At 59.6% G+C, this 15,524-nt stretch carries 11 protein-coding genes; 9 read left to right on the top strand and 2 right to left on the bottom strand.

Features of this window, described 5'->3' with window-relative positions; all coding sequences use genetic code 11:
- The first annotated feature begins 70 nt into the window (after window positions 1-70).
- The 4 genes from AAF739_15315 to AAF739_15300 all read left to right on the top strand — a co-directional run bounded on the left by AAF739_15315 (window position 71) and on the right by AAF739_15300 (window position 6,460).
- Window positions 71-1,075, top strand: a complete 1,005-nt coding sequence (locus tag AAF739_15315) for a metalloregulator ArsR/SmtB family transcription factor (GenBank protein ID MEM6384040.1) — start codon at window positions 71-73, stop codon at window positions 1,073-1,075.
- Window positions 1,076-1,101: 26 nt separating this feature from the next.
- A complete protein-coding gene (gene metF / locus AAF739_15310; protein MEM6384039.1) occupies window positions 1,102-2,028 on the top strand; it encodes a methylenetetrahydrofolate reductase [NAD(P)H] in 927 nt (308 codons plus the stop codon).
- 11 nt (window positions 2,029-2,039) lie between these two features.
- Window positions 2,040-5,774, top strand: a complete 3,735-nt coding sequence (metH, locus tag AAF739_15305) for a methionine synthase (GenBank protein ID MEM6384038.1) — start codon at window positions 2,040-2,042, stop codon at window positions 5,772-5,774.
- 122 nt (window positions 5,775-5,896) lie between these two features.
- Complete coding sequence (locus tag AAF739_15300) at window positions 5,897-6,460, top strand: NAD(P)H-dependent oxidoreductase (GenBank protein MEM6384037.1); 564 nt, start codon at window positions 5,897-5,899, stop codon at window positions 6,458-6,460.
- A 374-nt stretch (window positions 6,461-6,834) separates the two neighbouring features.
- On the opposite strand, the gene AAF739_15295 is transcribed toward AAF739_15300, so the two are convergent.
- A complete protein-coding gene (locus AAF739_15295; GenBank protein ID MEM6384036.1) occupies window positions 6,835-7,452 on the bottom strand; it encodes a LysE family translocator in 618 nt (205 codons plus the stop codon).
- A 31-nt stretch (window positions 7,453-7,483) separates the two neighbouring features.
- Window positions 7,484-11,125, bottom strand: a complete 3,642-nt coding sequence (locus tag AAF739_15290) for a hydantoinase B/oxoprolinase family protein (GenBank protein MEM6384035.1) — start codon at window positions 11,123-11,125, stop codon at window positions 7,484-7,486.
- Between the two features lie 203 nt (window positions 11,126-11,328).
- On the opposite strand from AAF739_15290, the gene AAF739_15285 reads away from it, so the two are divergent.
- From AAF739_15285 to AAF739_15265, 5 genes are all read left to right on the top strand, one after another.
- The gene (locus AAF739_15285; GenBank protein ID MEM6384034.1) at window positions 11,329-12,306 is read left to right on the top strand and encodes a TRAP transporter substrate-binding protein; all 978 of its coding nucleotides are present in this window, start codon (window positions 11,329-11,331) and stop codon (window positions 12,304-12,306) included.
- 81 nt (window positions 12,307-12,387) lie between these two features.
- On the top strand, window positions 12,388-12,984 hold the full coding sequence (locus tag AAF739_15280) for a TRAP transporter small permease (GenBank protein MEM6384033.1): 597 nt from the start codon (window positions 12,388-12,390) through the stop codon (window positions 12,982-12,984).
- Window positions 12,984-14,291 (top strand): TRAP transporter large permease subunit, encoded by a 1,308-nt coding sequence (locus AAF739_15275; GenBank protein MEM6384032.1) that lies wholly within the window; start codon window positions 12,984-12,986, stop codon window positions 14,289-14,291. Before AAF739_15280 ends, AAF739_15275 begins: the two co-directional genes overlap by 1 nt.
- Window positions 14,258-14,806: a winged helix DNA-binding protein gene (locus AAF739_15270; GenBank protein MEM6384031.1), complete on the top strand. Its 549-nt coding sequence runs from the start codon at window positions 14,258-14,260 to the stop codon at window positions 14,804-14,806. The genes AAF739_15275 and AAF739_15270 overlap by 34 nt, the downstream gene beginning before the upstream one ends.
- Window positions 14,807-14,811: 5 nt before the next feature.
- Complete coding sequence (locus AAF739_15265) at window positions 14,812-15,522, top strand: DnaJ family molecular chaperone (protein ID MEM6384030.1); 711 nt, start codon at window positions 14,812-14,814, stop codon at window positions 15,520-15,522.
- Window positions 15,523-15,524: the final 2 nt, after the last annotated feature.

Raw genomic sequence — 15,524 nt, 5'->3', positions numbered from 1 at the left:
GGTCGTGCTTGCTTGATCCGGTCTGGTGAGTTATGCAGACATAAAGATATATTTATGTCCTTAGGTCACTATGGCAGATAGCTTTGACATCGGAATTGATCGCCTTAAAGCGATGGCAGAGCCCACGCGGCTTCGCTTGCTCGCTCTTTTGCAAGGCGGCGATTTGAGCGTCAAAGACCTGACGACCATCCTAGGGCAAAGTCAGCCCCGCCTTTCCAGACATTTGAAGCTTCTCACCGATGCTGGCTGGATCACACGCTACCCCGAGGGTGCCTGGGTTTACTACCGCCTGTCTGACGCGGCAGACATCCGTGACCTGTGGCAGGCGACGTACGCGCATCTGGGCAAGGGCAGTGATGTTCTCGCGCAGGATCAGGACCGATTAGTCCGATTGAAAGAGGAGCAGCGCCAGCGCGCGCAGAGTTTCTTCGACGACCATGCGGCGCGCTGGGACGCATTGCGTGCCGATCTCGTTCCGGAGGCGGACGTTGAAGCCTCAATCCTCAAGGTGCTTGGCAAGGCGCGTGTGGACTCCTTCCTTGATATCGGAACCGGGACCGGTCGTATGCTGGTCTTGCTGGCGGATCTCTATCGCCAGGCGACCGGGATCGATCCCAGCCCCGCGATGCTCAAGGTCGCGCGATCCACTTTGATCGAACATGGCATCAATCACGCGCAGGTGCGGCAAGGTGACGGTCATGCGCTGGGCATACCGGCACAATCGCAGGACCTCGTCGCCCTGCATCAGGTGATGCATTTTTTTGATGATCCCAGGCCCATGCTTGCTGAGGTGTGCCGTGTCCTTGCGCCCGGCGGACGGCTGTTGATTGTTGACTTCGCTCCCCATGGGGTCGAGCGCCTTCGTTCTGATCATCAGCATCGCCGTCTTGGGTTCGATGCGGATGAAGTTTCGCGTTGGTTGAGCGCTCTGGGCTTGTCGGTTGAGCCGGTAAAGACGTTGGGACGCGATCAGTCCACACATCATCAACAGCTCCCGGTGCATATCTGGGTGGCGCGCGACCCTCGCGCCCTGGTCGATGCACCTGTTCTCTCCAATGCGAGCGTGCTCGCCTAACCGGTACCACGAGTAAAGGTCGGACAATGCTTACCGCTTACCAAACGCAGCGCATCAACGTCTCTTTTGAGTTCTTCCCGCCAAAGAGCGAGAAGATGGAGACCGCCCTTTGGCGCTCTATCGAACGGTTAGCACCGCTGCAGCCCAAGTTTGTGTCCGTCACCTACGGTGCAGGCGGTTCGACCCGTGAGCGGACACACCGGACGGTGGAAGCGTTGAAAACGCGGACGAAGCTGGCGCCAGCTGCGCATTTGACCTGCGTGAACGCAACGCGGGCGGAGGTCGACGCTGTGGTTGACGCCTACGCGCAGGCTGGCGTTCGGCATATTGTGGCGTTGCGCGGCGATCCGCCGGAGGGCGTGTCATGTGCCTACGCGGCGCATCCAGAGGGCTACCAGGATACCGCCGAATTGGTAGCCGCGATCACCAAACGTCATCCCATCGAGGTTTCGGTATCCGCCTATCCGGAGCGGCACCCGCAAAGCCCTGACTGGGAGACCGAGATCGACGTCCTCAAGCGTAAAGTTGACGCCGGTGCGACGCGTGCAATTACCCAGTTCTTTTTCGATAATACCGACTACTTCCGTTACCTCGACCGGGTTTCAGATGCCGGTATTACAATCCCTGTCGTCCCGGGCATTGCGCCGATCCACTCGTTCAAGTCCATCGCACGGTTCGCAAAAGGGTGCGGGGCGCGCATTCCCGGTGCCATTGCCCAGCGCTTTGATGGTCTGGACGACGATCCCAAAACGCACGAATTGGTAGCGGCGACAGTGGCGGCTGAACAGGTGGAAAGCCTGCGCCGGCATGGCATCAAGGACTTCCATTTCTACACCATGAACAAGAGCGATCTGGTTTTCGCGATCTGTCATCTGCTTGGGATGCGGCCGCAGGAGCAAGCCGCAACCGCGCCGGTCTTGCCCATCACTTCTAAAGCTGCGGCAGTGGCTTAGGAGCGCTTTCTGTGGTTGAGCTAAAGAGTCATCATGCCTTTGAAGCGTTAGCTGAAATCGCCCGAGAGCGCATCATCGTGCTCGATGGGGCGATGGGCACGCAGATACAGGATTTGCGCCTATCCGAAGAGGACTTTCGCGGCGAACGCTTTGCCGACTGGCACATGGATGTTCAGGGCAACAACGATCTGCTGATCCTCACGCAGCCTGACGCTATTCGCGCGATCCACCGCAACTATTTCGAAGCCGGTGCGGACATCGTTGAGACCAACACCTTCTCCTCGACGCAGATCGCTCAGGCCGATTACGGCATGGAGTCGCTCGCCTATGAGTTAAACGAGCAAGGCGCGAAGCTGGCTCGCGAGGCGGCGGACGCTGTGATGGCCAACGACCCTGCTCGGCAGTGTTTCGTTGCTGGCGCTCTGGGTCCGACCAACCGAACGGCGTCGATCTCTCCGGACGTGCAGAACCCTGGCTTTCGGGCTGTATCGTTCGACGATCTGCGCGAAACCTATGCTGAGGCCGCGCGCGGTCTCGTGGCAGGCGGCGCCGACCTACTTCTGCTGGAGACGATCTTCGACACACTAAACGCCAAGGCGGCCCTCTTCGCAATCGAGGAGGTCTTCGAGGAGTTTGGGGTCCGTTTGCCGGTGATGATCTCCGGCACGATCACCGATCTGTCGGGTCGCACGCTTTCTGGTCAGACGCCCGAAGCGTTCTGGAATGCTTTGCGGCATGCCAAGCCGTTCTCCATCGGCCTCAACTGTGCGCTTGGTGCGAAGGAGATGCGGGCACATATCGCAGCGCTCTCCAAGGTCGCAGATACGCTGGTGTGCGCATACCCCAATGCCGGATTGCCCAATGAATTCGGGGCGTATGATGAGAGCCCGGCGGCAACCTCAGGCATGCTTGGTGAGTTTGCTGAGGCTGGATTGGTCAATATTGTCGGTGGGTGCTGCGGAACAACGCCAGAGCACATTGCAGCGATCAAGGCGGCGGTTGTTGATCAGTCCCCGCGCACCATCCCTTCAATTGAACCGCGGATGCGCCTGTCGGGGCTCGAACCGTTTGAGCTGACGCCAGATATTCCCTTCGTGAACGTCGGTGAGCGCACCAACGTCACCGGCTCGGCGAAGTTCCGCAAGCTCATCAAGAACGGCGACTACGCCACCGCGCTGGACGTTGCCCGCGACCAGGTTGAGGCCGGAGCGCAGGTGATCGACATCAATATGGACGAGGGCCTGCTCGACTCCGAAGAGGCGATGGTCACCTTCCTCAATCTGCTGGCGGCGGAGCCTGATATTGCCCGCGTGCCGGTAATGGTCGATTCGTCAAAATGGACGGTCATCGAAGCGGGTCTGAAGTGTCTGCAAGGCAAGCCCATCGTCAATTCGATCTCGCTGAAGGAAGGCGAGGAGGCGTTCATTGAGCAGGCGACCTTGTGCCGGCGCTACGGTGCGGCGGTCGTCGTGATGGCCTTCGACGAAACGGGCCAGGCCGACACATATGCACGCAAGACGGAAATCTGTGAGCGGGCCTACCGCATTCTGGTCGACACCGTCGGCCTCTCCCCTGAGGACATCATCTTTGACCCCAATGTTTTTGCCGTGGCCACAGGCATCGAAGAACATGCCGACTATGGCAACGACTTCATCCGCGCCACGGGCTTCATCCGTCAGCAGCTGCCTCATGCCCACGTATCTGGCGGGGTCTCCAACCTGAGCTTCTCGTTCCGCGGCAATGAACCGGTGCGCGAAGCCATGCACACGGTTTTCCTGTACCACGCCATCGCCCAAGGCATGGATATGGGTATCGTGAACGCCGGGCAGCTTGGGGTCTACGATGCGCTTGATCCACGCCTGAAAGAGCTGGCGGAAGATGTGGTCCTCAACCGCCGCGCGGATGCGACCGAGCGCCTCGTCGATGCTGCCGACGAGTTCAAGGGCGGTGGCGCGAAGAAACGCGAGGTCGACCTCAGCTGGCGCGAGACGCCGGTTGGCGAACGCCTCAAGCATGCGCTCGTGCATGGCATCACAGAGTACATTGACGATGACACCGAAGAGGCGCGGCAATCAGTTGAACGGCCCTTACACGTCATCGAAGGTCCGTTGATGGACGGCATGAACGTTGTCGGTGACTTGTTCGGGTCGGGCAAGATGTTCCTGCCGCAGGTCGTTAAGTCGGCGCGCGTGATGAAGCAGGCCGTCGCTTATCTGATGCCGTTCATGGAACGTGAGAAAGAGGAGATGGGCCTCACCGACGCGCCATCGGCCGGCAAGGTTCTGCTCGCAACTGTGAAGGGCGACGTGCACGATATCGGCAAGAACATCGTCGGGGTGGTCCTGCAGTGCAACAATTACGAAGTTGTCGACATGGGCGTTATGGTGCCCGGTCAGCAAATCCTCGATAAAGCGCGCGAGATCGACGCGGATATCATTGGCCTTTCGGGTCTCATTACCCCTTCGCTGGACGAGATGGTCTCGGTTGCCTCTGAGATGCAGCGGCAGGGCTTCACCATTCCGTTGCTGATTGGTGGTGCGACCACCAGCCGGGTTCACACAGCGGTCAAGATCGATCCCGCTTACGACGCAGGCCAGGCGATCTATGTTACCGACGCAAGCCGCGCGGTTGGCGTGTGTCAGAAGGCCTTGGGCGATGGCAAGGCCGATTACTTTGGCGAGACATCGGCCGAATACACCCGGATTGCCGAGGGACATGCGCGAGCGCAGGCGACGAAAGCGCGCCTACCGATCATGCAAGCGCGAGCAAAGGCCTTCGTGCCGGACTTCGCAGCCCATCCGCCGGTTAAGCCCGCGATGCTGGGCACGCGGACATTTGAGACGTACGACCTCAAGACGCTTGTGCCCTACATCGATTGGACCCCATTCTTCGCCACGTGGGAGCTTAAGGGCACCTATCCGGCGCTGCTCGATCACCCTGAGCGCGGGCCCGTTGCGCGCGAACTTCTTGATGACGCGCGGAAGATGCTCGCCGAGATCGTCGATTCTGGCCTGGTGTCCGCGAAGGCCGTGATTGGGCTCTGGCCAGCAGAGCGACGCGGTGATGATGTTGTTGCATTCACCGACGAAAGCCGGACGGTCGAGCTTGCGACCTTCTACACACTGCGCCAGCAGATCAGCCGCTCGCGCGGGCAGACTTCGGAGCGCGCGCAGGTAGCGCTTGCCGATTTCGTGGCCGAAAAAGACGATTATATCGGCGGTTTTGCGGTAACCGCGGGTCATGGTGAGGAAGCGGCTATTGAAGCTCTCGCGGGCGCGGACGATTATCGCAAGATCATGATCCAGGCGCTTTGCGACCGGCTGGCCGAAGCGTTTGCCGAGCATATGCACGAGCGCGTCCGCAAGGAGTTCTGGGGCTATGCGCCCGATGAGCGCTTTTCGCCTGAAGAGCTGATCAAGGAAAACTATGCCGGGATCCGTCCTGCGCCTGGTTATCCGGCTCAACCTGACCACACCGAAAAGCAGACCCTGTTCCGGCTGCTGGACGCGACGAGTGCCGCCGGTATTACGCTGACCGAGAGCTACGCGATGTGGCCGGGTTCCTCGGTATCGGGGCTCTATTTTGCTCATCCGCAGAGCTATTATTTCGGCGTCGGACAGGTTGAACGCGATCAGGTCGAAGATTATGCCGCCAGGAAAGGGTGGGATGTAGATACCGCCGAGATGTGGCTGCGCCCGGTTCTTGCCTACGATCCAGCGCAGATCCTGACGCAGGCGGCGCAATAACGGTACGCCCGTATCCTGTTCATTGTTGTCCAATTGCGAACGGCGCGTTGCCATTCGTCCGTCTTCTCTAAACGACCACCATTCGCCACCTTCGCTCCAACGATATTGAAAGGAGCACAAGCGTGGCACATGCCGTTTTGAAAATTCTGGTTTCTCCCCGTGGTGAGCAGTCGGTCAGCCGGACGCTTGCTGATCAGGTGATCGAAAAACTGGGTCCCGACAGCGTTGTCACCCGCGACGTCAGTGGCGGAATCCCCGTCGTCGACGGTTCGTGGATCGGCGCAGCCTTCGGCGGTGAAGATAAATCACCTTTGGCCGTCTCTGATGAACTGGTCGCAGAAGTCAAAGCCGCCGATCATTTGGTGATCGCGACGCCCATCTGGAACTTCGGGGTGCCGTCCGCGTTAAAAGCCTGGATCGATCAGATCGCTCGCGCCGGCCAGACGTTCAAATACACCGATACGGGCCCGGTTGGGCTGCTTGAAGGAAAGAGAGCGACAATCGTCATTTCATCGGGCGGGACGGAATCGGGTTCCGACATCGACTTTGCAACGCCCTATCTCAAGCACATCCTTGGCTTCATCGGTATTACCGACGTGAGCGTTGTGGCGGCCGACCGGCTGATGCTGGATGCAGACGCATCAATGGCGAAAGCCAAGCAGCAGATTGAAGCCTTGGCTGCGTAGCGACTTGTTTGCTCTAAATAACAAAAACGGCGCCCGACCAGCGGGCGCCGTTTTATTTATGGCCATTGTTATTGTTTTTGTGGCCGGATCGGCTGCCAATTCAGGTCGAAAGAATGCACAACTGTGAGGTCGCGCTTACATGACCCCCAAAACGATGGCACCGATAAAGACGAATGCGATGCAGACAATTGCGAGGTTTAACGCGCGTTGTCCGTTCATGTGTGAGGCCTCCCTAAAGGTCTACGCGGCGAAGATTAGCCGAGCAATTCGCTTTCAAAAACAAAATTCGTCGCTGCATTGCACAATTGACGTAAGTTCAATGCCTTACGCATTTATCATGCGCAAATCCGCTGCAGTGCACACAATTTGACGGCTCAGCTTCGCCGCAATGCTGCCGTCATCAGGCCGGCGCCAAGAAGCATGGTGCCGCCGGCGCGATTTGCCCAGCGCAGTGTCGAGGGCCGGGTTATCCTGCTGCGCAGATGGGCGGCGAGCAGGGCGTAGATCGCAGCGTTCACAACGCCGAGCACCACGAACGTGGAACCCAGCACAATGAGCTGGGGCGCTGCAGGCGCGGTGGGGTTGAGAAAGTGCGGCAGGAACGCGATGAAAAAGGCGATACCTTTCGGGTTTAGCGCGGTCACGATCGTTGTGTGAACGGTCATGCGCCTTCCCGAGACAGATGGTTCATCGCTGAGGCTCAGCTGGGGCTGTGTCCGCCACATCTTGACCCCCAGATAGATCAGGTACGCCGCGCCCACCCACTTAAGCACCGTGAATGCCGTCGCCGAAGCCGCCATGATGGCGCCAAGCCCGGCGAGCGAGACCGTGACGGCGATTGCGTCACCGAGGCCAACTCCGAGTACGGTGGACAAGGCCGCGCGCCGCCCTTGGCTCAGCGCGTACGAGATGACGAGCAGGATGGTTGGGCCGGGAACTGCAAGCACCACCACAGTGGCGAAGACGTAGGCGAGATAGAGTTCGATAGTCATGACACGACCAAGCGCCTAAACGCTGTTTTCGTCAACTCTTGCGTCCATATCCGCCGCCCGTTGGCGTGGTCATGATGATCGCTTCCCCGGGCTGCAGAACCGTTTGGTCACAGCTGCGCAGGGTTTCCATGTCGCCGGAGTTGCGGCGCACCTCGGCTCTGCCCAGTCGCCCCGGCTCGCCGCCATCAACGCCAGGTGGTGGAATTTGGCGATGGGAAGACAGAACCGCGCAGTCCATCGTTTCCAAGAACCGGATTGCGCGCCGGGTTCCATCGCCTGCTGACCAATGCCCGCGCCCGCCCGAACCTTCTTCGATGTGGAAATCTTCAAGGACAACCGGGAAGCGCATTTCCAGTACTTCCGGGTCCGTAAGGCGTGAGTTCGTCATATGTGTATGGACGCCCGAGGTGCCCGAGAAGCCAGGCCCAGCGGGCGCGCCGGAACAGATGGTCTCGTAGTACTGGTAGGTCGCGTTGCCGAATGTGAGATTGTTCATTGTGCCTTGCGCGGCGGCAAGCGCCTTGGTGGCGCAGAACATCGCGTTGGTCACATGCTGCGACGTTTCGACATTGCCTGCCACCACCGCAGCAGGGAAGCTTGGGCGCAGCATGGAGCCTTCTGGGATGATCAGCTTGATCGGTTTCAGGCAGCCTGCGTTCATCGGGATCGGCTGCTCGGTGAGAACGCGAAATACGTACAGCACCGCGGCTCTCGACACCGGTTCAGGTGCATTGAAATTGTTGGGTTGCTGCTCACAGGTGCCGGTGAAATCGACGGTCGCTTCCCTCTTCTGACGATCAACCGCAATGCGCACCTTGATCACAGCGCCCTGATCAGTCGGATACTCGATCTCACAGTCGTCAAGCCGTTCGAGAACCCGCCGCACGCTCTCTTCGGCATTGTCTTGAACATGGCCCATATAGGCCGAGACGACGTCCCATCCGAATTGCTCGGTAATCCGGCGCATCTCGTGCACACCCTTCTCGTTGGCTGCTATCTGCGCCTTGAGGTCCGCAACGTTCTGGTCAGGGTTGCGGACAGGGTAGGGGTGGTCGGTCAGCAGCGTGCGTAACGCGGCTTCCTGAAAGACGCCTTGGTCGACGACTTTGAAGTTATCGAACAGGACGCCTTCTTCTTCCACAGAGGTGGCAAGTGGCGTCATGGACCCCGGCGCCGTTCCACCGACATCCGCATGGTGCCCGCGTGAGGCGACCCAGAACAGGATGTCCGTCTCGGCTTCATCGAAGACCGGCGTGACGGCTGTGATATCGGGCAAGTGCGTGCCGCCATTGTAGGGGGCGTTCAGCGCATAAACGTCGCCGGGCCGAACGGACCCCTCGTTCTGGCGGATGATGGCTTCGACCGAGCGGTCCATGGACCCTAGATGCACCGGCATGTGCGGTGCGTTCGCGACCAGTGCGCCATGGCGATCAAAGACCGCGCAGGAGAAATCAAGCCGCTCTTTTATGTTCACCGAGGAGGATGTTTTCTGCAGTGTCTCGCCCATCTGCTCGGCGATGGACATGAACAGGTTGTTGAAGACCTCGAGCATCACCGGGTCTGCGTCGGTGCCGATTGCGCTGTCGCGTTTCTTTGCTTCAATCCGCTTGAGAACCAGATGGTCGCGCGCCGTTATCTGCGCCTGCCAGCCCGGTTCGATGACCACCGTCTGGTGGTCTTCGACGAGTATTGCCGGTCCGGTGACCGTCTGCCCTGGATGAGCGTCGGCGCGGCGAAAGATCGCTGCGTCGTGCCATTCGCCGCCGGTGAAGATGCGCGTTGACTTGTAGGCCTGTGCTTCCCCCTCGACGGTGGAGACTTCCTCCTCGGGTCGACCGGCGGTTGTGGCGTCTGCACCCTGAACCTCCACGCTTTCGATGATCACTGTGCGGCCAGGATAGGTGAAGCCGAATTGCGCCTTGTGCTCTGCTTCAAAGTGCGTGCGCACGGCGCAGATGTCGCGGCTGGAGAAGTCGAGGTCGATTGTCGTGTCGGTGCCCTCGTAGCGCAGATGCAGGACAGGTGACCATCGGACGGCCCGCCGACCGACGCCCTGGGCAGCTAATTCGTCGAAGACCTGTTTCCGAAGCTCATCGATAAGGGCGTCCAGTGCCGCTTGAGCTTCGCCACCCAGTGGCTCAACAAGCGCTTTCGTTCGGGATGCGTAGATGCTGGCAAGCCCCATCCCATAAGCCGACAACAAACCGGAATAGGGGTGGATGTGCGCGGTGGTCATCCCCAGCCTGTCGGCGATGGCGCAGGTGTGTTGGCCACCGGCGCCGCCGAACGAGACCAGTGCATAATTGGTCACATCGTACCCGCGCTGCACGGAGATGGTCTTGACCGCATTCGCCATGTTCTCGACCGCAATGCGCAGGAAGCCGTCGGCGATCTCTTCAGGGCTTCGGCCATCGCCGATTTCGGCGGCAAGCGAGGCAAACCTTCTGCTGACTTCTTCTGCGTCGATCGGCTGGTCCTGATCGGGTCCGAAGATCGCGGGAAACAGGTCGGGTTGCAGTTTGCCAACCATCACGTTTGCATCGGTCACCGCAAGCGGGCCGCCGCGCCGGTAGCAGGCGGGTCCTGGGTTCGCTCCCGCTGAGTCCGGACCAACCTGGAAGCGGCCGTCGGCGTAGTGCAGGATGGAACCGCCACCGGCGGCAACCGTGTGAATGCGCATCATCGGCGCGCGAATTCGGACGCCGGCAACTTCCGTGTCGAAGGCGCGTTCGTAGCCGCCGGCATAGTGGGAGACGTCGGTGGATGTGCCGCCCATGTCAAAACCGATGATCTTGTCGAAACCGGCCATCGCGGCGGTCTGCACTGCACCGACAACACCGCCTGCGGGCCCGGACAGTATGGCGTCCTTGCCCTGGAAGAGGTCGGCGGCCGTCAATCCGCCCGAAGACATCATGAACATCAGGCGGCAGCCGGAGCCTTCGACACCCAATTCGTCAGCAACCTGATTCACATAGCGGCGCAGGATCGGGGAAAGATAGGCATCGACCACCGTCGTATCGCCGCGCCCGACCAGTTTGACCAGCGGTGATGCCTCGTGGCTCACCGAAACCTGGGGGATCCCGCGTGCTCGGGCGCGTTCTGCGATCCGTCGCTCATGTTCGGGGTAGGCGTAGGCATGCATGAGAGTAATCGCTATCGCCTTGTAGCCGCCTTTCTCAACGGCATCGAGCGCCCGGTCGATCGCCTCATCTTTGATCTCCAACTCGACCGTGCCGTCCGCCAGAACGCGCTCATCAATCTCGATGACGGCATCATAGAGTTGTTCGGGGAGAATAATGTTCTTGGCGAAGATGTCGGGTCTAGCCTGGTAGCCTAACTTCAAGGCGTCGCGAAAACCCCTCGTGATCAGAAGGGCCGTCGGCTCACCCTTGCGCTCAAGAAGTGCGTTGGTGGCCACCGTGGTGCCCATCTTGACGGTGGCGATCTGATCGGCAGCCACCTTGCCGCCGGCAGCAACGTCCATGAAACGCCGAATGCCTTCAACGGCGGCATCCCGATAGGCTTCGGGATTTTCCGAAAGCATCTTCATCGTCCGCAGCTCACCCTGCGGTGTGCGCGCGACGATATCGGTAAAGGTGCCACCGCGATCGATCCAGAAATCCCATCGGCCACCTGAGGCGTCTTCCGCCCCGGCCATTTGTGTCTTCGCCATGGTGTCCGCACCCCCATCTGCGCGCTACCTCGTGAGCAAAACCTAGGCATGCTCACTGCTTGTGCAGCGCAACAACAACTAATCACTGGTAAAATGTTGACAAATTGTCAGTGTGGCGTCAACCTCCCCTTGCTGCTCCGTCAGCAATAAGCGTGCAGGCGGGCGTAAGGCCCCCGAGCACGTAGGTTACAGAGGGGAAAATTATGAACGTCTTCAAGACTATGGCTCTTGCTGGAGCTGTTTCGATGGCGGCATCAGGCGCCTGGGCGCAGACCGCCTGGGATATGCCGACGCCGTACGGTGACAGCATCTTTCACACGCAAAACATCTTACAGTTTGCCGATGATGTGCGTGAAGCGACCGGTGGCACGCTGGATATCACCGTCCATTCGGCGGGTTCATTGTTTGGCCATCCGGAGATCAAGGATTCGGTTCGCCGTCAGCTTGCGCCGATCGGTGAAGTGCTGATCTCGCGGCTGTCGAACGAAAATGCGCTTTACGGCATCGATTCCATTCCCTTCCTCGCCACAAGCTACGAAGAAGCCGCGGCGCTGTGGGCAGCGTCCGAGCCCGCAATCGCCGAACTCCTGGCGGAAGAGGGCTTGATGCTTCTGTTTGCCGTGCCGTGGCCACCGCAAGGCATCTACGCGGGCATGGAAGTGACCGATGCGACGCAAATGGATGGGGTGCGCTTCCGTGCCTACAATGCTGCGACCGAGAGACTTGCCAGCCTGATGGGTGCGGTGCCGACGCAGGTCGAAGCCGGCGACATCCCGACCGCGTTCTCGACCGGCCGCGTTGATGCCATGATCACTTCGCCGTCGACGGGCGTTGCGTCGCAGGCCTGGGACTTCGTTTCCACCTATCACGACACGCGCGCCTGGCTGCCCAAGAACATGGTGATCGTCAATCAGAGCGCGTTTGACGCACTTACAGAAGAAGAGCAGGCCGCTCTGATGGAAGCCGCTGAGGCCGCCGAGACGCGCGGTTGGGCCATGTCAGAAGAGGAAACCGGCTCAAAGACAATGACCCTCTCGGAAAATGGCATGTCGGTGGTTGAACCGTCCGATACCCTGTCCACTCAGTTGTCCAGCATCGGGCAGACCATGACGGCAGAATGGCTTTCGGAGGCCGGTGAGGCTGGCCAGGCGGTCATCCAGGCTTACGAAGACGGAATGTAAGAAAAAGGGATTGGGCGGTGCTGAAGGCGCCGCCCATTTTCCACTGAAGCCTTTTCACATCGCTGGCGAAGGGAGGCCTTCATGCGATCGGTTCTCGACGGGCTCTATAAAGCATCATCTTTTGCCGCCGCCGCCTGCCTTTGTCTGATCGCGGCCCTTGTTTTGGTTCAGGTATTCGGCCGGATCGTTGATGGCGTTTTGCGCGCATTCAATTTGCCGATCCTCGGCCTAACGGTGCCCTCCCTCAACGAGATTGCGGGCTTTCTTTTCGTTGCGGCGACCTTTCTGGCGCTTGCTTCGACACTGCGACGAGCTGATCACATCCGTGTTTCGATGCTGATCAAGGCTGTGCCGTTGCACGTTAGGCGATGGCTGGAGGCGCTTGTTCTGGCTTTGGGCGCTGCCCTGGCAGCCTACGCGTCCTACCATGCTGTGCTGCTTGTGATCGATTCCATCCAGTTCAACTCGGTTTCTTTTGGGGTGATCCCGGTTCGGCTGTGGATTCCGCAATCGGCTTTGGCAGCTGGTCTGATCGTCTTTGCAATCTCGCTGCTTGATGAGTTTGCCCGTGTGGTGACCCAGGGCATTCCAACCTACCAGGCGTGGGAAGAGCGCAAGGCCGATGCGCTCAATGCGCCTGTCGTGGATAGCTCCAATCCAAGCGAAGGGCGCGTCTAATGGCGATTGAGACGCTCGCGCTACTGTTGGGCGGGTTAATGCTTGCCGCTTTGGCCTTAGGCTTATGGGTCTCGTTGGCCCTTGCTGCCGTGGCTATTGTGGGGATCGTGATCGCCACCAATGTTCCGGTCGGAACCGTTATGGCAACGACCATTTGGGGTAAGCTCAACTCCTGGGAGCTGACCGCGCTGCCCATGTTCATCTGGATGGGCGAAATTCTGTTTCGCTCGCGGCTCAGCCAAGACATGTTCGCCGGTCTTGCACCGTGGATGCGCGGGCTACCTGGACGGTTGCTGCATGTGAACATACTGGGCTGCACCATCTTTGCGGCGGTCTCGGGCTCGTCGGCGGCCACGACCGCCACGATTGGGCGCATGGCGCTGCCAGAGCTTGCGCAAAGGGGATATGACCCGCGCATCGCAATTGGCACCTTGGCAGGATCCGGGACACTGGGTCTGCTCATTCCGCCCTCGATCATCTTGATCGTTTATGGCGCTGCCACCGAACAGTCGATCGCACGGCTTTTCATTGCAGGCGTGTTGCCGGGCATCATGCTTGCAACCCTGTTCATGGGTTTCACTGCCGTCTGGGCGCTCACGAACAGGGATAAGATGCCTGCCTCGGAAGATGCCATTCCTCTGCGCGACCGTATCGCTGCAACTCGGCGGCTCTTGCCGGTCATTCTTTTAATCGTGGCTGTGATTGGCTCGATCTACGCAGGACTTGCCTCTCCAACGGAGGCGGCGGCCGTCGGTGTCTTCTGTGCTTTGGTTCTATCGTGGCTTTCCGGCACGCTGACACGGGAGAGTTTTACTGAAGCGTTGCTCGGCGCCACCCGCACCAGTTGCATGATCGCCTTCATCCTCGCTGGCGCGGCGTTCCTGACGGTCGCAATGGGATACACGCGTATTCCCAGAGAACTGGCGTCATGGATCAGCGTCATGGAGCTGTCACCTTATATGCTGCTTGCTGCGTTGACCCTGTTCTTCGTGGTTCTGGGCTGCTTTCTCGACGGCATTTCGATTGTGGTCCTCACAACATCCATTATCCTGCCGATGGTCGAGGCAGCAGGCATCGATCTGATATGGTTCGGCATCTTCCTGGTGCTTGTTGTTGAGATGAGCCAAATCACGCCGCCGGTGGGGTTCAATCTTTTTGTCATTCAGGGCATGACGGGCCGCAACATCTTCCAGGTTGCACTGTACGCGTTGCCGTTCTTCGGCCTGCTTGTGCTGGGTACTGTGCTCCTGGTGGCCTTTCCGGAGATCGCGCTATGGCTGCCCGAAACGATGCTGTCGAACAACTGAGCCCGAAGCCCACCGTTGGCCCAGTGGTGTCTTCGGCACACCTGGCGCGTTCCGCCATTCCCGCGCAATCGGAGTTCGAGTTTGCGCTGACGATGACCGTCAACGCTTTCCACCGGTGGATGACGCGTTGCATGACGGCAGCTGGCGAGGAAGGCCTCTCACCTCTTGAGGTGCTGGTCGTGCACCTCGTTAATCACAGGGATCGGCCGAAAACACTGGCCGATATCTGCCTCGTTCTGAACATCGAAGATACGCATCTGGTCACTTATGCGGTCAAGAAGCTCGCGGAACGTGGGCTCGTCGAAACGGGCCGCAAGGGCAAAGAAAAAACCGTCGTAATTACGCCTAAAGGAACCGACGTGTGCACCCGATACGGAGAGTTGCGAGAAGCTCTGTTCATTGACGCTGTCAAGACGCTCAACCTTGATGGCAGCGACATCTCGAAGGTGGCTGCGATGATGCGCACCCTGTCTGGTTCGTACGATCAGGCTGCCCGCGCCGCCGCAGCGATGTGAACGCAATGCCCACGACGATCTGGTCATCGCTCAGCGCACTTATCGGCAAGGTCGCATATGGCACCGGGGCCGCGTTGGGCGGCGTGGTCGAGAGCCTCCGCAACTTGGTGAGCACTGAAGAAGAGCGCCGTCAGGTTGCGTTCACGGTCGCAATGATAGGCTTGTCAGCGAAGATGGCCAAGGCCGATGGCGTCGTGACAAACGACGAGATCGATGCTTTTCGCGATTTGGTCGAGTTCCCCGCGGAGGAGGCCTTGAACGTTTCGCGGCTGTATAACCTGGCCAAGCAAGATGTGGCGGGCTTTGACGCCTACGCCAGAAAGATCGGTGGCCTGTTCGAGGGGGAGCACGAGATCCTTGAGGACATCCTCGATGGTCTGTTTCATATCGCAATGGCTGATGGTGTCCTGCACGACCGGGAGGCGGCCTACCTTCAAACCGTTGCAGGGGAGTTTGGGCTCGATGATAGTGCCTATCGCCGCATTCGCGCGCGTCACGTGTTCGAAGGTGAAGTCGATCCCTACATCGTGTTGGGCGTTAACGCGGATATGCCGTTCGATGAGATCAAGCGGGTCTACCGTCGGCTTGTGGCGGAGAACCATCCAGACCGCCTGATGGCGCGCGGAGTTCCGGCCGAGTTCGTCAAGATTGCAACCGAGCGGCTCGCGGCGATCAACGCGGCCTTCGATCAGATCGAACTGGGCGCACGCGCCTGATG

The organism is Pseudomonadota bacterium (assembly GCA_039024915.1).
Classification (GTDB): Bacteria; Pseudomonadota; Alphaproteobacteria; order Rhizobiales; family MH13; genus MH13.
Note: the sequence above shows the minus strand (reverse complement) of the source record. Positions and strands in the feature narration are given on the sequence as shown.